The organism is Acinetobacter legionensis, assembly GCF_057165765.1.
In genome coordinates, this window is sequence record NZ_CM169896.1 from 1,378,375 (window position 1) to 1,400,447 (window position 22,073).

At 39.8% G+C, this 22,073-nt stretch carries 20 protein-coding genes and 1 pseudogene; 16 read left to right on the plus strand and 5 right to left on the minus strand.

Features of this window, described 5'->3' with window-relative positions; all coding sequences use genetic code 11:
- Positions 1–159: 159 nt before the first annotated feature.
- The 3 genes from AC2G3J_RS06260 to AC2G3J_RS06270 are packed head-to-tail and all read right to left on the minus strand — an operon-like array spanning position 160 to position 2,667.
- Positions 160–1,350, minus strand: coding sequence for an MFS transporter (locus AC2G3J_RS06260; RefSeq protein ID WP_483770818.1), 1,191 nt, complete (start codon positions 1,348–1,350; stop codon positions 160–162).
- Positions 1,347–1,499, minus strand: a complete 153-nt coding sequence (locus AC2G3J_RS06265) for a hypothetical protein (RefSeq protein WP_336951544.1) — start codon at positions 1,497–1,499, stop codon at positions 1,347–1,349. Before AC2G3J_RS06265 ends, AC2G3J_RS06260 begins: the two co-directional genes overlap by 4 nt.
- 46 nt (positions 1,500–1,545) lie before the next feature.
- Positions 1,546–2,667: a histone deacetylase-like amidohydrolase gene (locus tag AC2G3J_RS06270; RefSeq protein ID WP_336951542.1), complete on the minus strand. Its 1,122-nt coding sequence runs from the start codon at positions 2,665–2,667 to the stop codon at positions 1,546–1,548.
- Positions 2,668–3,025: 358 nt separating this feature from the next.
- On the opposite strand from AC2G3J_RS06270, the gene AC2G3J_RS06275 reads away from it, so the two are divergent.
- Positions 3,026–3,793 carry a TorF family putative porin gene (locus AC2G3J_RS06275; protein WP_483770819.1) on the plus strand — a complete coding sequence of 256 codons (768 nt, stop codon included), beginning with the start codon at positions 3,026–3,028 and terminating at the stop codon, positions 3,791–3,793.
- A 103-nt stretch (positions 3,794–3,896) separates the two neighbouring features.
- Entirely contained in the window at positions 3,897–5,498 is a 1,602-nt protein-coding gene (locus tag AC2G3J_RS06280; protein ID WP_483770820.1) for a GMC family oxidoreductase, read from the plus strand.
- 104 nt (positions 5,499–5,602) lie between these two features.
- On the opposite strand, the gene AC2G3J_RS06285 is transcribed toward AC2G3J_RS06280, so the two are convergent.
- On the minus strand, positions 5,603–6,421 hold the full coding sequence (locus AC2G3J_RS06285; protein WP_483770821.1) for an IclR family transcriptional regulator: 819 nt from the start codon (positions 6,419–6,421) through the stop codon (positions 5,603–5,605).
- A 179-nt stretch (positions 6,422–6,600) separates the two neighbouring features.
- Between AC2G3J_RS06285 and AC2G3J_RS06290 the strand changes: the two genes are divergently transcribed.
- The 11 genes from AC2G3J_RS06290 to AC2G3J_RS06340 all read left to right on the plus strand — a co-directional run bounded on the left by AC2G3J_RS06290 (position 6,601) and on the right by AC2G3J_RS06340 (position 17,892).
- Positions 6,601–8,145, plus strand: coding sequence for an acetolactate synthase large subunit (locus tag AC2G3J_RS06290; RefSeq protein WP_483770822.1), 1,545 nt, complete (start codon positions 6,601–6,603; stop codon positions 8,143–8,145).
- A 10-nt stretch (positions 8,146–8,155) separates the two neighbouring features.
- The gene (locus AC2G3J_RS06295) at positions 8,156–9,643 is read left to right on the plus strand and encodes an aldehyde dehydrogenase family protein (RefSeq protein ID WP_336951532.1); all 1,488 of its coding nucleotides are present in this window, start codon (positions 8,156–8,158) and stop codon (positions 9,641–9,643) included.
- A 92-nt stretch (positions 9,644–9,735) separates the two neighbouring features.
- Complete coding sequence (locus AC2G3J_RS06300; protein ID WP_336951530.1) at positions 9,736–10,530, plus strand: SDR family NAD(P)-dependent oxidoreductase; 795 nt, start codon at positions 9,736–9,738, stop codon at positions 10,528–10,530.
- A 12-nt stretch (positions 10,531–10,542) separates the two neighbouring features.
- A complete protein-coding gene (locus tag AC2G3J_RS06305) occupies positions 10,543–11,580 on the plus strand; it encodes a WD40/YVTN/BNR-like repeat-containing protein (protein WP_336951528.1) in 1,038 nt (345 codons plus the stop codon).
- 13 nt (positions 11,581–11,593) lie between these two features.
- A complete protein-coding gene (locus AC2G3J_RS06310) occupies positions 11,594–12,046 on the plus strand; it encodes a VOC family protein (protein ID WP_336951526.1) in 453 nt (150 codons plus the stop codon).
- 11 nt (positions 12,047–12,057) lie between these two features.
- On the plus strand, positions 12,058–12,660 hold the full coding sequence (locus AC2G3J_RS06315) for an amino acid synthesis family protein (RefSeq protein WP_336951524.1): 603 nt from the start codon (positions 12,058–12,060) through the stop codon (positions 12,658–12,660).
- A 57-nt stretch (positions 12,661–12,717) separates the two neighbouring features.
- Positions 12,718–13,557 (plus strand): alpha/beta fold hydrolase, encoded by an 840-nt coding sequence (locus AC2G3J_RS06320; RefSeq protein ID WP_419820220.1) that lies wholly within the window; start codon positions 12,718–12,720, stop codon positions 13,555–13,557.
- A gap of 33 nt (positions 13,558–13,590) precedes the next feature.
- Positions 13,591–15,204, plus strand: a complete 1,614-nt coding sequence (locus AC2G3J_RS06325; RefSeq protein WP_483770823.1) for a bifunctional 3-(3-hydroxy-phenyl)propionate/3-hydroxycinnamic acid hydroxylase — start codon at positions 13,591–13,593, stop codon at positions 15,202–15,204.
- Positions 15,186–15,947: a 2-keto-4-pentenoate hydratase gene (locus AC2G3J_RS06330; protein WP_483770824.1), complete on the plus strand. Its 762-nt coding sequence runs from the start codon at positions 15,186–15,188 to the stop codon at positions 15,945–15,947. Before AC2G3J_RS06325 ends, AC2G3J_RS06330 begins: the two co-directional genes overlap by 19 nt.
- A gap of 76 nt (positions 15,948–16,023) precedes the next feature.
- The gene (locus tag AC2G3J_RS06335) at positions 16,024–17,484 is read left to right on the plus strand and encodes an NAD-dependent succinate-semialdehyde dehydrogenase (protein WP_336951516.1); all 1,461 of its coding nucleotides are present in this window, start codon (positions 16,024–16,026) and stop codon (positions 17,482–17,484) included.
- A 21-nt stretch (positions 17,485–17,505) separates the two neighbouring features.
- Positions 17,506–17,892, plus strand: coding sequence for a carboxymuconolactone decarboxylase family protein (locus AC2G3J_RS06340; RefSeq protein WP_336951515.1), 387 nt, complete (start codon positions 17,506–17,508; stop codon positions 17,890–17,892).
- Between the two features lie 73 nt (positions 17,893–17,965).
- Here AC2G3J_RS06340 and AC2G3J_RS06345 read toward each other — a convergent pair.
- Positions 17,966–18,883: pseudogene (locus tag AC2G3J_RS06345) on the minus strand (IS5 family transposase); the annotation flags it as partial.
- Between the two features lie 127 nt (positions 18,884–19,010).
- Here AC2G3J_RS06345 and AC2G3J_RS06350 point away from each other — a divergent pair.
- From AC2G3J_RS06350 to AC2G3J_RS06360, 3 genes are all read left to right on the plus strand, one after another.
- Entirely contained in the window at positions 19,011–19,463 is a 453-nt protein-coding gene (locus AC2G3J_RS06350; protein ID WP_336951511.1) for a hypothetical protein, read from the plus strand.
- Between the two features lie 514 nt (positions 19,464–19,977).
- The gene (locus AC2G3J_RS06355) at positions 19,978–21,351 is read left to right on the plus strand and encodes a hypothetical protein (RefSeq protein ID WP_336951509.1); all 1,374 of its coding nucleotides are present in this window, start codon (positions 19,978–19,980) and stop codon (positions 21,349–21,351) included.
- Positions 21,352–21,449: 98 nt separating this feature from the next.
- Positions 21,450–22,067, plus strand: a complete 618-nt coding sequence (locus AC2G3J_RS06360; RefSeq protein ID WP_483770825.1) for a TetR/AcrR family transcriptional regulator — start codon at positions 21,450–21,452, stop codon at positions 22,065–22,067.
- Positions 22,068–22,073 lie beyond the last annotated feature (6 nt).

Below are 22,073 nucleotides of genomic sequence, written 5' to 3' on the forward strand. Positions count from 1 at the left end.
TGATGAGTCATGGATGATAAAATTTATCGGATTGTATAATTACGAGTGATTCATTATGAAAAGATGAGGTAATTTTTGCTCAAAACTTTCATTCAAAGGGGTTGCACTAAAACATCAAAGCCAGTCTTTTGACTGGCTTTGATGTTTATGGGGATAAAATCAATGTACTAAAGTTTGCGATTGATCCTTATTTTTGTGTTTATGGTATTTGCTATTTAATAAAGTCACTAAAATTAAAGAAATGATGAACATCGACATGGCATACATTACAAGTGTATTAAAACTTGCTGTATGTTCGATAATTTGACCTGAAACACTAGGGCCCACCCCCATACCAATTGCAATCATCAAGCTGACATACTTCATAATACTGCCTGTGTGATCCATGATCGCTAAACTGGCGAGTATAAATGGGAAAGTAAACATCCATGCAAATTTAAAAACAATAATTGCTGTCATAAAGGTTGAAGCCGCAATTGTGCCTAATAATAAGTAAAGTGAAACAAAGAACAGCCCAAAGCCAATGAACACAACAATCATTCGACTGATCTTATGTCCAATGAGCGTCGCAATAAAGCAGCCAATAATTCCAAATAAAGTGGCGAAGGATAAATAGCCATTTATAGATGCTTCAGGAATTTTTGAGTTGAGACCAATGCTGGTGAGAAAGGTCCAGATACTACTGATGGACATAAAAAAGGATAGAACCGACGCAACTCCGATGATACCCCATATGATGGATTGGTTTGAAGAATTATGGGCATTTGGTTCAATTTGCTGTGATGCTTGAGGTATTTCATTGCTGAGTTTTTTATAAAAAGGTGCTGCAATTAGCATGAGGGCAATTAAAAGCACAAAGAATGCTTTTAAACCAAACTGTGCAAACAAGTGGGGTAAAATCAAGATGGCTAAGGCACCAAAAAGTGTTTGTCCGAGTAACCATAAGGCAAACGTGCGAGCAGGCTTGGAGGTCATACTGCATGACGCCATGGTGACAATCATGATACTGCCTGCGGCAAAGGCTGCGGATGAGCGTGTAAGCACCAGTGTAGTCAGACTATCTGCAAATAAAGATAGAAAATTTCCCAAAATAAACAAGCCAATAAAAAATTTCATCACTTTCTGTGGTGAATAGCGTTTCGCCCAATAAATTGCAGGCAATGCCGCAATGCCCATAAATATTTGCTCATAAAAGAAAAATGTTCCGACCTGTGAGGGCGCAAACTGCCATTCAGTTGAAAGTTGATAAGCGAGCACTGGGGTGGTCATCATCACCAAGGGACCAATAGCTGCAAAGAAACACAGCGCAAAAATATGTCCTTTTGAATCAAAAAAAGCCTGAGTATTCATTCTTGTTCTCCCATGGTTTTTATTTTTTTGTTAAGCCAATTCAGTTTGAATTCTCTGTAATGAACACTCGCTAAAAAATATAGCCATGCAATACCGTATTGAAAATGTTCATCTGAAATCTTCCATCCAGCCCATATCCGATCTAACATAATCTTCTCCTTGAAGTCATTTTCTTCCATGCAATGAATTGTTGAGTTATGAGTTTGAGTTTATTTTTTGAGCGAGTTGATCAATTAATTGCTTCTGAAACTGATTAAAGTGTTCACTGGGTTGTTGTAATTTGAGTAGTTCTATACACGGATCTTGTACCTTAGTTCGAATATCACAAAGTGTTTCAACGACAGCTAAACCACAAAACGGAACATAAGATTCGGCATAACCACCCTCATGAACCATAACTAATTTGCCTTGACATAACCGCTCTGCTGCCTGTTTGGTGAGTTGTGTTAGACGTCGAAAGGTTTCACTATGTAGTAGAAGACGAGCCAATGGATCGAAAGCATTAGCATCATAACCGCAGGCCACAATGATCATGTCTGGTTTAAACTTGTCCAAAGCTGGCAGTACAATGCTTTCAAAGGCATAAAGGTAAGCTTCATCACCACAGCCCGCCAATAGAGGGATATTGATGTTATAACCGTGCCCCTGATTTTCTCCTACATCTTCAGCACCACGATAGCCTGGCGGGAAACAATGCTCCTGATGTAAGGAGATGGTGAGCACATCATTGTGTTGATAGTAGATTTGCTGCGTACCATTACCGTGATGAACATCCCAATCAATCACTGCAACTTTATTTAAGCCCAATTTAGCTTTAGCTCGTTCAATGGCAATGGGAATATTGGCAAGAAAACAAAAGCCCATTGGTTTATCTGGCAAACAATGATGACCTGGTGGACGTGATAGTGCATATGCATTGTTTAATTCACCTAGAAATACTTTTTCGACTGCTTCACAAGCAAGCCCAGCTGAAATTTTGGCAATTTCATAACTACCTGGGCCAATGGGAGCATGCTCATCGAGCAATCCGCCTCCTTGATCACTTAAATTTTTAAATTTATTCAGATAATGTTCGGGATGAATACGGAGTAAGTCTTCCTCTGTGACCGGAGAGGCTGAACGGTTATCTAGGTGTTTGGTTAAACCAGATACATCCAATAAATTTTTAAAACGGCGCTTTGATTCAGGTGATTCAGCATGCGCTGCACTTGCAGGGGGTTGCACCCATCCGCCTACAGGTAATACTGTGGCGTGTAGCCCTGTAGTGTGCCAGAAACACCATTCATCTGAGAAAAAGCCTGTTTGTTTGAGTATCATAATTAAATTCCATTTACAATAAAATCCCTTAATATGGGATATATATTACTTTTTTAAGCGATAAACAAGAGTTAAATTATAAAAAATCTTTTATTTTGAGAAAATCTTAAAAAATACATTTTTTAAATTTGATGAAATTATGCAGTATCCTTTTGTATTTTATTTAAAATTAAATAATAAAAAATACCGTAATGTGAAAATATTTTAAAAAATATGTTGTATTTATTCTATTTTGAATATATAAATCCCGTAATAAGGGATAAAAACACTAAATAATGCCTATTTAGGCATCATCTCATCTACATTCAAGTTGAATGTTGTGGTGGGCAAAACAACAAGGACGAAAGGAGAGAACAATATGAAACATTCAGTTTTAGCGACTATGCTGCTGATCGGATGTGGACAGGCAGTACAAGCAGATACATCAACCTCAAAGCCAGCAACATTTATGGATCAATTTTCAGTGCATGGAACCTTAACTTTATCCTCAGATTATCGTAGTCGTGGTTTTTCCAAGTCAGATCAAAAACCATCAGTTCAAGGCGGCTTGATTTTAGCTCATCAGTCGGGTGCTTACTTGATGTTATGGGGAGCAAGTGCTACTACACCGAATGGTGGAAGCATGGAGGCAGACGCAATCTTAGGTTATACATGGCGGATTGATGACAAAAACAGTATGGATTTCTTTTATGCAGATGTAAATTATCCAGGAGGAAATTTTAGTCCAAATGGAAAATCTGCTGATTTTGGTGAGTATGGTGTGATGTACAAACGCACTGGCACATTGGTTGCTCAGGATAATTTTAATGCCGCCGTTTACTATTCACCGGATTATGTTTTTGGTTCAGGCAATGAGTATTACTTTAGTAGTGAATATAGCTTCCCAGTTATTGAAAATGTACAACTCTTTGGTTCAGCTGGCTATACCAAACAAGACAGTATTGGTGAATTTCAGCTAGGTTCTGTTCCAGATGGTAAAAAAGACAGTTACGTTGATTATAAAGTCGGTGTTCGCGGTGACTATAAAGGGGTAACCACTGAATTTGCGTGGGTTGGTAATAATATTGATAGCCAATTCGATATGTATGATGACCGTTTGTATTTCAGTATAACCAAAAACTTTTAAACGATCGCATTCGTCTTGCTGAAGTGGGTCTTGTGGTGTTCAACTTGACTATTTTAGAAGGTGAAATATGGTTTAAAATTCTTATGTTATCAAAGGAGTGACCATGCAAGTTAAGGAATTTGACTATATTATTTGTGGTGCAGGGTCGGCAGGCTGTGTGGTTGCAACACGTTTGATTGAGGAGAACAAAGGCTCTGTTTTATTGGTTGAGGCAGGTGGTAGTGATCAGGGTTTTAATTATAAGATTCCTGCGGGTATTCCAGTGGTGATCAATGCCACCTGGAGTTATACCACTGAGGCTGATGTAAGAACTAAGCAACGAGAAATGTCTTGTGCACAAGGAAAAGTCTTAGGGGGGAGTAGTTCTGTTAACGGTATGATTTATTTAAGGGGGCAGGCGGAAGATTATGATGAATGGGCTAGCCATTATGGCTGTATAGGTTGGGATTTTCAGTCTATATTGCCTTATTTTAAAAAAGCAGAAAATAATGAAAGTCTGTCAGGTGAATACCATGGAGGTCATGGGCATTTGTCGGTCAGTGATACCCGCCTTAAACATCCTTTAACTCGTGCCTTTATTAAAGCAGGGCAAGAGTTTGGCTTAGCCTATGTAACTGATTTTAATGCGCAGTCTCAACAAGGCGTAGGTTTTTATCAACATACGATCAAGAATGGTGAAAGAGGAAGCACGTCAAGAACTTATCTAGCCTCAGTGCGGCAAAGTCACCAATTAACAGTGCAATTGAATACTGAGGTAGATCGAGTTTTGATTGAGCATGGAAAAGCAACGGGTATCGAATGTCGGATAAAGGGTGTAAGTACTCGTATTAAAGCAAAAAAAGGAGTGATATTAAGTTCTGGCTCTATTGGGTCAGCAAAAATCCTATTACTTTCTGGTATTGGGCCTAAAACGCATCTTGAAGATATTGGTATCGAAGTACAAAAAGATCTTCCTGTTGGAAGAAACTATCACGATCACTTACATACCTCTATTAATGCCACGATTAAAAACCCGATCTCTTTATATGGCGAAGATAAAGGAATCAGACGTTACAAGCATGGTTTGCAATGGCTGTTATTTCGAGAGGGTGTGGTTGCCTCAAGCGTATTAGAAGGCGGGGCATTTAAGGATACCAACCATGAGGGCCGTCCAGATGTGCAGGCAATGTTTTTACCTGTTTTAGATGTATTTGATGATCCAAGTGGTCAAGGTAAAAATTATATGCATGGTATTACCCTAAAGATGTGTCATTTACGGCCAAAGTCTAGGGGACAATTATATCTTCAGAGTAAAAATCCAGAAGACCAAGTCAGAATTGAAGCCAATTTTTTGGAGCACCCTGATGATCTACAAGGTTTAATTCGAGCAACTCAATTTGGTCTGGACTTACTTCAGCAACCCGCATTGTTCAATGAGATTGATGAAATTTTTGCACCAGATCACGCCGTAAAACGGGATGATGTGGTCGCATTAGAGGCCTTTGTAAGAGAATACTGTAAAACCACCTATCACCCTGTTGGAACTTGTCGGATGGGACTAAATCCACAAAACTCAGTGGTTGATTTAAATTTAAAGGTGCATGGTATTGATCGGTTAAGTGTTATTGATTGTTCAGTGATGCCATCTATACCCAGTGGTAATACCAACGCACCTACCATTGCTATCGCTGAAAAAGGGGCAGATCTATTGATTCAGTCTCGCTAGATCCTAAATATTTGTGATTCATTTAAAATTTGAATGTACGGTCATTATGCTGTTATAGCGATAATGCCGTATATTAAAATGAATGATTATTTCACATTCTTTGCTTATTCTAGATGTTCAACCTCTTCTCTTTGAATTTGGACTTCATCAATTTCAATTGGTGTATGGATTGATTTTGGGGATGACACAATCGATTGAGTCAAGTTTTTGGCAGTTTCTAATAAAATCTCAATGATGGTTTCTTGTCGTAATAAATTAAATTGTTGATCGGAGCCCACTACACAGACGCTATGTGTCACTTCTTTTGAATCAAAGTCTGAAAAAATTGGGGCTGCGATCCCGATATTGCCTACATTTAATTCATTGTTCGTCGCACAATAGCCATTTTTACGGATATTCTTGGAAATTTTTAATACGTCTTCAAGTGAATAAATATTTTGTGGGTCTTTGGATATTTGATTTTCATAAAGCTGTTTAATTTTTTTTATGCTTCTATAGGAAGTCAACACTTTGGCTTGAGCCCCTCTAAATAGGGGTAAAGGTCTTCCACGTCCAAAACTGAAATGCATTTCGTTGTTTGGACTTAAAATAAAGGTGTTGATAATTTTACTATCATAAAAAGCACTGACAAAAACAGTGAGCCCAGTAATTTGGCTTAAGTTTTCTAGATACGGGCGACCTGTACTTAAAACTGGATCATATTTTCTCATCATCCAGTCCAGCTCAATAACACGAGGACCTAGGGCATAACCACCGGGTCCCCGCTTTACAATGAGTCCAGCATCACATAATTCTTTGATATAGCGATAAGAAGAAGTTCTAGATAAATCAAACTTTTGTGCGATAAGTTCCGCATCAATTTCTAATTGTTCAGGACCAAATAGGTTGAGTACATTGAGTATTCTGGCCAAGCTGCTATTCATATTTTCTCGATTAAAACTGCAAATTACTTTTCATATCTTTCACGAGTTATGCATTCTGGTCAATTGAAATATTAAAAATGTAAAAAATCCCGTATTATGAAAATAACTCTTGAAATAATAAATTTAATGTTCTATAAATCTCTTAATAAGGGAATAATTTAATTTTTCTGGTGAAAAATATGATCGGTGCGGAATATTTTGTAAAAACAGCAGCTCAACTTGGTTTTGAATATTGTTTTGCTAACCCTGGAACAACAGAAATTCCTATGGTTGCAGTGATGGATGCTGAAACAACAATCAAGCCCATACTTTCTCTGTTTGAGGGAGTCTGTTCTGGAGCTGCTGATGGATATGGTCGTGTAGCTGCAAAACCAGCTTTAACCCTGACGCATTTGGGGCCTGGCTTTGCCAATAGTATGGCAAATTTGCACAATGCTCGCCGTGCCAATACGCCAATCGTTAACATTGTTGGTGATCATGCGTCATGGCATGTGAACTATGATCCACCATTGGCCAGTGATATCGAAAGTATGGCGAAAACGGTATCTGGTTGGGTGCGTATGACACGTAATGCCAACAGTATTGGTGATGATTTACAGGATGCAATGAAAGCGGCTTGGCAAGCAAAAGGACAAATTGCCACGCTGATTTTACCCATGGATTTTCAAGCACAACAAATTCAGGATGTAGGGCAGCATTTTCAAGCCACAGCACCACAACGTCACTTTATTGCGAGTAAGGTTGAACGGATTGCTCGCCAGTATCAGCAAGGTAAATCTCTGGTGTTTATTGTGGGAGACACTGGTGTAAATGACGAAGGATTAAAAGCAGCAGGGCGTTTGGCACAACTACCCCATGTACATATGTTTGCTGAGACATTCCCACGGATCAGTCATCGTGGTGGTGGCTTGCCGGATTTGGATCGTTTGCCCTATTTTCCAGAAAAGGCGATTGCGGTGTTGGAGCAATATGATTATGTGGTGTGTGCAGGCGTCATTGATCCGATTAGCTATTTTGGCTATGAAGGGTTGCCATCGCGTTTGGCTGAATCAGATCGTTTGCTTTATCTGGCTGAGGTAGGTGAGGATGTTCCTGCGGCACTCAATGCACTGGCGGATGAACTGAATGCACCAGCCTTTGTGCCTGTTGTAAGCAAAGCGATAGAACTACCACCAGCTCAAGCAGTATTAAGTCCAGCATCTATTGCTAAAGTTCTCTCTGCAAGCCTGACTGAGGACTGTATTGTTTCTATTGAGGGTGGTACTTGTGGTTATCCATTTTTTACCGCTTCGAATGATGGACTAAAACATCGGGTCATGACCAATACAGGGGGAGCAATCGGGCAAGGGATTCCAGCAGGTTTTGGTGCGGCATTGGCTGAAAAAGGCACACGGGTATTTTGTTTACAGTCTGATGGTAGTGCTCAGTACACCATTCAAACCTTGTGGAGCATTGCGCGTGAAAGTTTACCAATTACGATTTTAATTGCTGCTAATCACCGCTATGCCATTTTACAAAATGAATTAAGGCGTTTTGGTGTAGAGAAGCTTAGTGAAACAGCATTGTCCTTAACCGAAATCAATCAACCCAAAATAGATTGGACTGCTTTGGCAAAGGCATATGGATTAGAGTCTACAGTCACTCGAACCAATCAAGAATTACAAACTGCATTGACCCGAACCAATCAATCAATGCAACCCCATCTAATCATAATGGAAATATGAGGTGTATCACATGGCTTTAAATGCGATTTTTCCAGAAGTACGCAGCTTTTTAGCTCAACCAAAACAATTGTTTATTGGCGGTCAATGGATAGATGCAGTCAGTAAACAGACATTTAATGTTGAAAATCCAGCAACCCAAGAAGTTATTGCCCAAGTAGCAAAAGGTAGTGCTGCAGATGTTGATTTAGCAGTTAATGCTGCCAATTTAGCATTTAAGACATGGCGTTACGAGATTCCTGCAACCCGTGCCAGATTGCTGTATCAATTGGCAGATTTAGTTGAAAAACACACTGAAGAACTGGCGCAAATTCTAACTTTGGATAATGGTAAGCCTTTATTGTATTCACGCCATGAGTGTGGCGGAGCTGCTCATATTTTGCGTTATTTTGCGGGTTTCGCCACAAAAGTTGAAGGTCGTCAGGTGCCTATTTCAGGTGCACCTCATGGCACATTTTTAAACTATACCTTGCGTGATCCTGTGGGTGTTTGTGGCTTGATTGTACCTTGGAATTTTCCGCTTACCATGTGTATCTGGAAACTTGCACCAGCAATGGCAGTAGGATGTACAGCAGTATTAAAGCCTGCTGAACAAACACCTTTAATTGCTGTGCGTTTAATGCAACTTTTTGAACAAGCAGGTTTCCCAGCTGGAGTGGTAAATTTAGTGACAGGTACAGGGCGTGAAGTGGGTGAGCCGCTGAGTGCACATATGCAAGTCAATAAAGTGGCGTTTACGGGTTCAACAGCAGTGGGTAAAGCCATTGCTCAGCAAGCAACATCGAATATGAAGCGTGTCACTTTAGAGTTAGGTGGTAAATCACCCAATATTATTTTACCTGATGCTGATTTGAGCAAAGCTATCCCTGGCGCCGCACAAGCAATTTTTTATAACCAAGGGCAAGTCTGTACAGCGGGTTCCCGTTTGTATGTTCATGAAAAAGTCCTTGATGAAGTGTTAGATAAATTATCTAAAGAAGCACAAGGCATGAAGATTGCAAATGGTTTAGATGAAACGTCTACGATGGGACCATTGGTGTCGGAGCGTCAGTATGCAACGGTCAATCGTTATATTGAGCAGGCATTAGCTGACGGTGCGGAATTGTTGACTGGCGGTAAGCGTCCAGACGGTTTTGATCACGGATATTTTATCGAGCCGACCATTTTCCTTGATCGTGAAGAAAAAGCATGTATTGCCAAAGAGGAAGTTTTTGGGCCTGTATTAACCGTGATGAGTTGGTCAGATACAGATGAGTTGATTGAGCGTGCCAATAACTCAATTTATGGTTTAGCTGCTGGTATCTGGACACAAGATCTATCTCAGGCGCATCAGATTGCAGCCAAGTTAGAAGCCGGATCTGTTTGGGTGAATTGCTATAACGTGGTTGACCCAGTTTCTCCATTTGGTGGCTATAAACAATCAGGTTGGGGCCGTGAAATGAGCCACGATGTGATTGAGGCCTATACTGAAACCAAAAATGTTTGCGTGAATTTATATTAATAAAATTCCTCCGAACTTCTCTTGATGAAACAGAGAGCTTTCCCGCTACAGGCGGGGATGAGGGGGATTTCTAACTCAAAAAGGACTAAAAAATGGATTTGGAATTAAAAGATCGAGTTGCAATCGTTACAGGCGGTGGGATGGGAATAGGTAAAGATGTTGCCCGTCTTTTATCTCAAGAAGGCTGCAAAGTCGTGATCTGCGCGCGTCGTATGAGTTACTTGGAGGAAACAGCCAGAGAGATTTTTGCTGAAACCGGAAATGAGGTTTTGCCATTATTTTGTGATACCACGGATATGAAAGCGGTACAGTTTATGGTTGATCAAGCCATGCAGCATTTTGGACGAATTGATATTTTAGTGAATGGTGCGGCAGCGCCTTCAGGTGTAGTCCGTAATGATATTGAACATGCAGAAGACCACGAGCTATTGGGGGATTTAGATACCAAGGTTATTGGATATTTTCGTTGCATCAAAGCTGTCACCCCCCATATGAAAAAGGCTGGTTTTGGGCGAGTGATTAATATTGGTGGTTTAACAGGTCGTGGCAGTAAGGTTATGTCAGGGATGCGTAATCTTGCGATTGCCCATCTGACCAAGACCTTATCAGACCAACTTGGTCCATCGGGTATTACTGTAAATCTGATTCATCCTGGCGTTGTTGATACACCACATATTCAGGAGCTTTATGAACGTGAAGGCGTGAAGCAGGACAAAACTCCTGAGCAAGTGCGTCAGGGTTATATCGACAGCACACCAATTCGTAGAACACTTGCGCCTATCGAAATGGGTTACTTAATCGGTTTTCTTGCCTCCCCTAAAGCAGGTGCGATTACAGGTGAGTCGATTGGGATTGATGGTGGTTTGACCCGTGGCATCTTTATCTAAGGAGTAAGCATCATGTCAAATGGAACATTATTAGTAGCTACAGTTGGGCAAGCGGTAATTCGTAGTGGTGATGATGGCAAGTTATGGCACCGTTTAGGGGTTGGGCAAGATATAGAGTTTGATGCGATAACCCGTTCTTTATCGCAAGATCCTGAACAACCTAATGTGATCTATGTGGGAACTGATATTGGATTATGTGTCAGCCATGATTGTGGTGGCACGTGGCAACGTTTGGATACACCTTTTAATGGGCAAACGGTTTGGAAAGTTGCTGTTGACCCTCAAAATCGTCAAAGAATTTTTGTTGGAACAGGAGCCCCGTCACGTGCTGTGCTTTGGCGTAGCTTAGATGGTGGTCAGACTTGGGATGCTGCACCTGTTGAAATTCCAGAGTTTTGTGCAGGGGTAAGTCGCCCACGATTGCTGGCTTTTGCTTATGATCCAACGGATGCCAATAAAATTTGGTTTGGTTTAGAAGAAGGTGGACTATTCCACTCACAGGATGGCGGTGAGACTTGGCAGCGACTAGATGATCGCTTGCTTTGGGATTTTAATTCGGATGTTCACGCGATTACCGTCTTGCCAAACCATGGTCAGAAAGTGGTGGTGGTGGTTTGTGTCAATGCCGTTTATCGCAGTTTTGATGACGGGCAGACATGGACAGGAATTATTGCTAAAGAAACATTTGGTTTGTATTACGTGCGTGCGATGTCAGCACATCATCAGACTCAGGATACAGTCTATATCAGTATTTCAGATGGGACACCGGGTACGACCAGCAAGATTCTGGTATCGAAGAATGCTGCTGCAACATGGGAAATCTTGCCTTTACCACAACAACCAAATTCATGCATTTGGGCGATTCAGCAAAACTTCAATAATCCTGATCAGATGATCGCTGGAACTAAGTATGGTCATCTGTTTACCAGTGAGAATGGCGGAAATAGCTGGATTAAACATTGGCGTGAATTTAGTGAAATTGCAGATGTTCTGTGGAGTTCAGCCATTACTGAAATTAAGGCATTACATCAATCTGTGATTGAAAAATAAAGCGAGGAAAAAGATGAAAGTTAAAATATTGCGTACCCATCTTTCACTCTTCGTCAGAGATCCCGAGCTGTCTGCTCAATGGTATACCGATGTTTTGGGGATGGTAGAACATGCACGAGGCCCTGCATGGATCATGATGAGTTTTGGTGTAAAACATCATGATATTGCTCTGATCAAAGCCGCACCTGATGCACAGCAAGGTGGGCTTGGCTTGCAGCACTATGGTTTGGAAATTGAGGGAACATTTGAAACCCTGCAAAAATTACATGGCATGCTGATTCAAAAAGGCGTAGAAGTGGTCAAAACCACAGATCATACCGTAGGCAATGGCCTATATTTCAATGACCCTGATGGTAATCGTCTAGAATTTTTTTTAGAAACGATTCATGACGATAGCGAGGCAATTAAAGCTTTTCATGATACAGGTGCGCCAAGTAATCCTATTGAAATTAAACCTATTTTTTAAATGGTTCTGATATGAAAAAAGCAAATTTTGAACATTACCATATTCGTAAATGGTACAGCTTTGTAGAGGAAACACTTGCTAATGAAAGCGGTGTGTTGGCAGATGGTGAGCCAATTTATAAATATGCGGTTGCTGTTGCGATCCATAATCCATTTGCTGGTCAGTTTCAGCAAGATCTCAATGCGCTGATTGAAAAATCACCTGAACTGGGGAGTGAGTTTGGTCGCCGTATACAGGCTTTGGCTCAAGGACGTGTTATTGAAAGTTATGGCAAAGCCATTTTGGTAGGAATGAATAGTGAATATGAACATGGCAACGCATTTCTCACCAATCCAGCAGCGAACCCTGTACGTGAAGCGATTGGAGGCGGTAAATCATGGGTACCCTCTACAGGTAAACGTGGCGTTGCCGGGACGATTATTGATGTTCCTCTAGCTCACAAAGATGCGCTTTATGTACGTTCACACTATGACACCTTTTCTTTATCGTTTAATGATGCACCGAATAGTGATGAAATTATCGTGATTTGGGCTTTTGCAACCCGTGGACGCTTACATGCCCGTTTAGGTGGTTTAAAGGCTTCTGAAATTAAAGGTCAGGATGGTTTGAATTAAGTTAGCGATAACGCACTCAATTTTAAGCATCGCAGATAAATACAAGGATAGGACATTATGCGCATAGGGAGCCATTTTTTTAAAAACCGCAGTGGCCTTGGACTACATTATTTAAGTTGGGGCGATCCGGAGCAACCCGTCATAATCATGCTGCATGGACTACGTTCCTATGCTGCAACATGGCACATGCTTGCACCACTGCTTGCAGAGCATTTTTATGTAGTCGCATTAGATCAGCGTGGTCGCGGACAAAGTGAATGGGCGGAATATTCAAGTTATCAAACTGAATATTATGTGCATGATCTTGAAGATCTGATTGCTGAATTAAGGGTAAGTGAAGTTATCTTATTAGGTCACTCTTTAGGCGGAGCCAATGCACTTGAATTTACCCGTTTACATCCTGAACAGGTCCGAGCATTGATTGTTGAGGATATTGGGCCAGGTTCATCAATCCAAGGTGATGGCGCATTGCGTATTCGACATGAAATGCAAACCACACCTTTGTCCTTTGCTTCATGGGATGAGGCCACAGCATTTTGGCAAAAGCTTCGCCCATTGATTGATGAGCAAGGTATTCAATCGCGTTTGAAACATACCTTGGTGGAAAAAAATGGGCAGATTTATTGGCGACATGATCAAGAAGGTATTGCTAAAGCGCGTTTGAGTTTTCCATCGATAGATCTGTGGCCTGCGGTTGAAAGTTTGATTTGTCCTACGCTATTTATAAAAGGTGGTTTGTCAGATTTTTTAACCACTGAAATGCTCAAACACATCAAGATCAAAAAAAATGATGTGAAAACTGTGGAAATTGCGGATGCATCACATTATGTCCATGATGATCAAAGTGAGCAGTTTAATCAGACTGTACAGGATTTTTTAAATCAGTTTGTTGAGTGAGATAAGAAAGTAACAAGGAAGGGAGCAATAGGCATGAAGCAAGAACACACACAAGTTGTGATTGTAGGTGGTGGCCCAAATGGAATTGCATTGGCACACTATATGGGAATGTATGGGGTTCAAGCCATTGTTCTAGAAAAAAATCTTGATATTTTACCATACCCTCGTGCAGTGGGAATGGATGATGAGGCATTGCGTGTCTTGCAAACCATTGGTGTGGCTGATGAAGTTGTGAAAGACATGATCCACAATGTGCCATTGCGTTATTACAATGCACGTGGAATTTGTTTTGCTGAAGTAAAACCATCTGTTGCCGACTATGGTTGGCCGATGCGTAATATCTTTATGCAACAACTTTTAGAAAAATCCATGCGGGAAATGTTGCAACATTATTCGCAGATTGAATTACGTTCTGGGCATGAAATGCTTGATATCACTCAGAGCAATGAGTTGGCAAAGGTTGAAGTCAAAGATCCTGATGGGAAAACGTACCAAATCACAGCCAAATATATCATTGGTGCAGATGGTGGGCGTTCTTGTGTACGTAAGAACGCTGGGATTCAGCTTGAAGGCTTAACTCATCCACATAAATGGATTGTTGTGGATACTGCACATGATTCTCTAGATGCGCCGTATACAGCTTTACATGCTGACCCAAACCGTCCATTTGTTTGTATATATTTACCTTATCAGCAACGCCGTTGGGAGTTTATGTTGTTTGATGGTGAGGATGAAGAAAGCATGTGTAAGGAAGATAGCATTCGCCAACTGATCCGTAACCATATTGGTGATAGCGTTGATGAACTGGAAATCATTCGAATTCGTGCCTATACCCATAATTCACGGGTTGCCAACCGATTTATTGATGGACGGATCATCTTGATTGGAGATGCGGCACATATTACTCCACCTTGGGCGGGGCAAGGTCTAAATTCAGGTATTCGTGATGTTGGGAATGTTGCATGGAAATTGGCTGCAATATTAAAAGGTTATGCTTCAGAAAAAATTATGGACAGCTATGATGATGAGCGTCGTACGCATGCTACAGAATTAGTCGCCTTAGCTGACAATATGGGCATGGTATTGGGTTTGACCAATCCACTGATGGCTGGAGTGCGCGATTGGCTATTTCAAGCTTTTAATAATGTCGATGCCTTACGCAGCCATTTAGTTGAATTTAAATTTAAACCTAAACCCTTTATTCATAAGGGGTTGGTCTATCATCCACGTCCTCACATTAAAGAAAGTGATGTTGTTGGAAAAATATTTATTCAGCCTTACGTCGAAGATCTTCAAGCCAACAAGGTGAAATTTGATGAGATTCTTGGTCAATGGTATGCCGTAATTGCATTCCGAAAAGACCCACTTCAGCATTTATCAGAGCAGACTCGTGAATTTTGGCAAAGTCGGGAAACTCGTTTTATTCAGATCAATCGCGCTAAAAGTGGTCTAAATCGTAAGCAACCTTTAAATGCTTCTGAGCAGGTGATTTGTGTAGAGGATGTGGAGCGTAAACTAGAAGACTGGTTTGATCTTGCCCGTGATGAGGTGGTGATTGTACGTCCTGACCGTTTTATTGCAGCCACATGTGCTTTGGAAAAGCTTGAAGAAACATTGGAGAAATTGGCATGTCAGTTGATCAACTAACCGAATTACAACATCGCTTATTAGATGCTCGTATTGCGCGACATGTACTGGATGCCAATGAGTTTGACTTTATTGAACACGATCAGGCTTATCTCAGTCAGGCTAAAATAATCCAACACTATTGTCAGGAAACAGAAAGCAAACTCTCGGGCTGGAAAGTGGCACTTTCGGGTGCACCTGCTCAAGCAAAATATGCTTTGCAACATCCTGTTTATGGGCATCTTTGTGTAGATATGCAATTGGAAAATGGTAGTTGTATTGAGCTCAGCCAATTGTATCAACCTAAACTGGAAGTTGAATTGGCCTTTACTTTAAAAGAAGCCATTTCGAGCAGGGATTTAACAGATGCTGAATTGTTGGCGAAAGTAGGAAAAATTCGTCCAGCAATTGAAATTGCAGATACACGCTGGCAAAACTGGCATTTTAATCTAGATCAATTTTTGGTCGATAATGCGGCAGCGCAATTTTATCTACTTGGCAATGAGGTGGAGATATCTATAGAGGATTTAGATATCCACCGACTCATTGAGCATAGCAATATAGATGTAACAGTGACAACACAGCCACAAGATCAGCCAATTCGTAATTATCTATGGTTGGTACGGACTGTCATGGAGCAGGCTAAAAGTTTGCAAGCAGATGATGTGATTTTAACAGGTTCAATCATTCGGCCCATGGATTTAAAAGTGGGGGAATATCAATTTAAGGTACTTGGTCAAAACCTTTCACTACAAGTAATTTAAATCGACAAATACATTGCTAAATATGTGAAGCATTTGATGTTTCGCAAAAGATTTTAAAAAATAGGAAAACAATAAAATGGCACAGCTTAATGATGTTGGTTTATTAAAGTCTCAAGCATTGATCAATGGGCAGTGGCGAGCTGCTTACTCTCAACAAACCTTCAATGTAACTAATCCTGCCACGGGTGAAATCATTACCAGCGTGCCAAAAATGGCGAAGCAAGAGGCTTTGGATGCAGTTGCAGCAGCTGAGCAAGCATTACCCTTATGGCGTAAGAAGAGTGCCAAAGAACGAAGTCTGATTTTACGCTCATGGTTTGATTTAATCATGCAGCATCAGGATGATCTTGCATATATTTTAACATTAGAGCAAGGGAAACCGTTCAGTGAGGCCAAGGGAGAAATTGCTTATGGTGCAGCTTACATTGAATGGTTTGCAGAAGAAGCCAAACGGATTTATGGCGACATTATTCCGTCAAATGCTACTGATCAAAAAATTTTAGTCAACAAACAACCCATCGGCGTTTGTGCTGCAATTACTCCATGGAATTTTCCCAATGCCATGATTACCCGTAAAGTTGCACCTGCATTGGCGGCAGGTTGTACCATCATTGTCCGTCCAGCCTCACAAACTCCATTATCTGCCTTTGCGATTGCAGAGTTGGCACAACGCGCAGGTATTCCAGCAGGTGTATTCAATGTCATCACAGGGAGTTCTAGCGAAATTGGTCAAGTATTGACTACTGATGAGCGTGTGCAGAAGTTTAGTTTTACGGGTTCAACTGAGGTGGGTAAAAAATTGATTGCACAGTGTGCATCAACAGTGAAAAAGGTATCGATGGAGTTGGGTGGGAATGCGCCTTTTATCGTATTTAATGATGCTGATCTTGATGCTGCTGTGAAAGGTGTGATTGCAAGTAAATTTCGTAATGCCGGACAGACTTGTGTATGTGCCAATCGTATTTATGTGCAATCAGCGATCTATGATTCATTTATTGAAAAATTATCGGTGGCGGTAAAACAGCTTAAGGTCGGCAATGGAATGGATGCTGGCGTAGATTTTGGACCCGTCATTGACAGTATGGCGATCCGTAAAGTGGCAGAACATATCGAAGATGCAGTAAGTAAAGGTGCCCAGATTGTATTGGGTGGAAACCCACATCCATGCGGAGAACTGTTCTTTGAACCAACTATTGTCAAAGATGTTACTGCTGAAATGAAAGTTGCTAAAGAAGAAACTTTTGGCCCTTTAGCACCTATATTCAAGTTTGAAACTGAAGACGAGGTCATTGGCTATGCCAACGATACTGAGTTTGGTTTAGCATCTTATTTTTATACGCGTGATTTAGCTAGAGCAATGCGTGTTTCTGATGCTCTTGCATATGGCATGGTGGCACTAAATACTGGAATATTGTCCAACGAAGTGGCGCCGTTTGGTGGGATAAAGCAATCTGGATTAGGACGTGAAGGATCTAAATATGGAGTAGAAGATTATTTGGAAATTAAATATGTATTGTTGGGTGGATTAAGCACCTGATTAATGATGAGGATCAAGCAAATGAGTAATGAAATATTTGAAAAAGGACTGGCGATCCGTAAACAAGTACTCGGCGAAGAATATGTTAATCAATCTATGAAAAATGCTGATGATTTTAATTTGCCATTACTAGAATTAGCCACTGAGTATTGTTGGGGTGCAGTTTGGGGACGTGATGGATTGACTAAGCCTGAACGAAGTCTGATTAATCTGGCTATGATTTCAGCACTTAACCGCCCAAATGAGCTGAAACTACATGTGAAAGGTGCTTTACGTAATGGAGTTCCCAAAGAAAAAATCAGAGAAGTCCTGTTACAAGTCACAATTTATTGTGGAGTGCCTGCTGGTGTGGATAGTTTTCGTATTGCGAAAGAAGCGATTGCGGAATATGAAAGAGAAAATGGTTAGTGTTTATTTTGATCTATAAACGGCTTTGTTGCATAAAGAGCTGAGAGATAGAGTTCCCCTAATGGACTTAAATTTAGGATGCAACTTGGGTATGAGGTCGGCCTAATTCTGTAAATTTATTGAGTACGGCTACGCATGCATGAATCTCATTCACCTGACTAGGAAAGTTCCTTGCCGTTAATTTATCGCCTAATAATTTGATGCAATGCATCTTGGCCTTGACTAAACTGCGTCGATGGTACCCAGACCACTTTTTCCAAATTGATCTTCCTAAACGTTTGACTGTTTTCAATAATTCATTTCTTTCTAAAGATCATAGTTTTTTGTCACGCCATAGTTTTGCATTTTTTCTTGGCGGAATCACCGCATGTGCTTGACGATCTGAAATAAACTGTCGGCACCATTTCGTGTCATATGCTCCATCGGTATACACTGACTCTGTGTGTTCGTCTTGTGGGATCTGATTCAATAAGTCGCTAAGCACTTGTGAATCACCACGTTATTTGTTGTTATCTGAACTGCGCGTATTTTTAGGCTTTAGCATCCATTGCAATATGTAATTTACGCCATGGTCTACGATATTCAGGCTAATGTTTCTTACATTTCCATTCCTCCTTCGCCTAAAAATTTCAAACCTGTAGAATCAACTAATAGGTGACGTCCATCACTGCTTTTTTGAGAGCCAATGGCAATATTAAGATATTTTGTCGCCTACAAATCGTCGTATAGTCTGGGGCGCAGTCAAACTCAAACCACAAAGTTTAATCAGACTTTGTACGAAGCCAGTGAGCATACGTAGAGATAAACGAAAGAGAGATTTAATCATTAAAGAGCACTGAATCGCTGTATCTGAGTAGATTTGATTTCTCCTTTGTTTGTCTTTTGACTCGGCATACGATTGAATTTTAGGATTAAACCATATCATGATGTTTCCACGATTGATTAAAGCTTGGTTATAAGAAGACCAATTCGTTGTACGATAGGTTTTAGGTGCAAGCTATATTACTGAATAAGCCTTTAGAGATAGGTTTGTGCAACAAAGCCTAAAGGAGATAAGTGTATAGATAGTGCACCGGTAATACTATTGTTTCATTTGGGAAAAGAGGATACTAAAACTAATGGCAAAGAAAATCAGAAATATTAACTTTAAAGTAAAAAAAAATGATGGTTTGTGTGGAGGGCTTTGTATGCAAATTATTCCTTCAAGTATTGAAAATAATAGGAGTTATTTAAATTCTATTGTGATTGGCGAAACTGCTTTTTCTTTAATCGAGAGGTTCTTTTTTGAAGACGAAGATAAATGGGCGCATTGGAGAGATATTTATCTTGATTCAAAAAAGGTAGAAGTGATAATTGGGAGATTAGAAGCTTATAGAATGTATTTGGATTCTAAAACAGTAATAAATGAAAATGATGATATTCGTTTAATTTTTAATGAAAGTAAGTTGAATTTTATTGAAAATTTTGAATTATATAAAAATTATGCTATTGAAATGATTGATCAAATTGTTAATTTTTTAAAAAAAATTTTAGAAAACAAAGTAGATGGAATAACTGTGATAGGCGTATGACTTTGTTGACTTCGAATAAAAATAAAGTTTCCCCTTCTTGAAGGCTTTGTTGCAATGGATTTTATATCAAAAAAATTCCGCTTGAACTTGAGGGAATGCTATATCCGGAATCATTACCAAAGCAGCATAATTCAACAGAGTATAATGACTACTCGTTTGTCAAAAACAAGACTGCTGGAAGGAACGATGCTGTAGCAGATATTTGTTAAATACATCTATAAACTTAAAATGTGAAAAATGAGAATTATAATAATTTTATTAATATAATTCATGTATTTATGTTGGTTATCCTTATTTTTAATAGGTTGAATCCCAGACCATAATAATGACTAAAGGATATGGGGAAGTACTATTTTTTCCCATCAAAAAAAAACGCTTGAAAATTAATCTAAGTGGATTATTATATTTAATCTAAGTGGATTAAAAAACAATCCATTTAAATGATCAATTAAAATTAAAATGAAGTCGCCATCGTTCTAGGATCGAAGTACATGGTGTAAAGGAAAAGTAAGTTATGGAAAAAATGAATAAATTAAAAGTAGGGATACTGCTGACGACGGTTATGGGTTCAATCACTTTAAGTGCTTGTAACGACAATGATGATGAGGAATATCTAACCCAACCGCCTAAAGCAGAACTGACAGATTGTATGTGGCAAAATGCGGTTTCAAGTAAGGATGGAACCGGTGGTGCCAATCCTATGAATTATGCGCTTCCAGACTCCAATGTAAATTATTGGTCGAGTGAATTTACAGTGCCAGAAGGTGCAAAAGTTTTTATCGATGGTGATTATCCTTATGCTCGTCACACTTCTCTGGTTAGCTATACAGCTAAAGGAGAACGCGTTAACTCTTTGGTAGATGTCAATATTAAACCCAATCACGGTGTGACCAATCCCTTTATTGTGGGGAATAACCGCTTAAATAAAGAAAGAGGATTTAAAGCTGAGTTGGTCTTGGGGGATCTACCTGCATTGCCTCAAGAAAATACTTTATATGCACCTAAAACAGACAGTAATGAAGTGGCGTTAATCTATCGTGTTTATGTGCCGAATAAAGGCTTTAATGAGAAAGGAGGGGTTAATTTTCCTCGCTTTAAAGTGCAGTTAGCCAATGGTGAAATCAAAACAGGTGCAGAAGTTTGTACGGTCCTTAAAGTGAAAGAAAAAGCTTTGGATAATGTGCAAACGCCTTTGAACTTAATTTTAAGTTTGTATAATAAACAGCCTTACACGGGTTTCCCTGCGCAATTGACCCCAACATGGTATACCGCCTATAACGGGCCTGCGAATATTAGTTGTATTTATAAATATAACTTAGCTCAGTGTGAAGGATTTAAAACTGAACGTAAGCTGAATCAATGGGCTACACCAGATAATGAATATACCTTTTCTGTGATTAGCCGTAAGCTCGGTAAGGTGGTTGTGGTGAAAGGTAAACTGCCACAAATCGCAGCAACTTCTGGTAACGAAACCACTTTAGGGAAAGGTGATATTCGATATTGGTCAATTTGTAGCAATGAGCTGATCTCGACAGCAACTAACTTTTGTATCTATGATGAGCAAATAAAGCATACAGACAAAAATGGCTTTTATACTCTCGTTGTATCTCTACCAGAAGATCGACCAAAGAATGCAACAGAAGAATGTGGAATTGCGTACTTGCCTTTAAGTCCACGTGGTGATGGGTATACTGGTCCAGATGCGGTGGAAAAAGGGCATAACGATGTTGGTTTCCTGATCATGAGAAATTTATTACCGTATTCAAACTTTAGTCAAGCAATCCAGAACACCAAAGTTTGGGGAGATGAAAAGACAGTCATGGGTGATTATTTACCAGACTTGAACTACAGCTCTAAAGAGGAATTTGAAGCCAAAGGTTGTTCATAGTTCATCTGTCAAAAATAAGCCAGTCGATTGGACTGGTTTATTTTTTATCATTTTTGATATAAAAAGACCTCTCTTTTTATTTTTCTCTATGGAATGTGATGAGTAATCAAACCAAAGAAAAGCTTATCGAGGCTGCGATTGTTCTCTTTTCACAGAACAATATTGAAACTTTGTCTGTACAGAAAATTAATGAAACTGCAAAAGTAGCAAATAAATCAGCTTTATATTACCACTTCAAATCTAAATGGGGATTGGTAGAAGCTGCGCTTGATCATGTCATGACACCTTATGTTACAGACAGCCTCACGCTCTTAAATGCGATTCAACCTGAACATGTACAAGTTTCTGATGTTGTAGATGCCTTGATGAAACCGATGGTGAAGATTCTTTTACAGGAAAATGGGATTCATTATATAAAATTCTTTTCTAAGACGATTAGCGCAGGAGACGAAGGGCGGATCATTGTTGTAAAGACACTGGTACCTATTTCAGATAAAGCAGTCTCTTTATTACAACTGGCTTTACCAGATTCTGAACCTGACGCGATTGCATTAAAAGTACTTTTTACCTTCAATACGATACTCAATGTGGTCAGTGATATTGGTCTTGAACACTTTTGGCCGACCAAGGTAAAAGATCACAAACTGTTGGGTAAATACTTAAAAGACTATATTGAAGGTGGCATTCGATTCAAGGTAAATCAAAGTTATGATTGATCAATA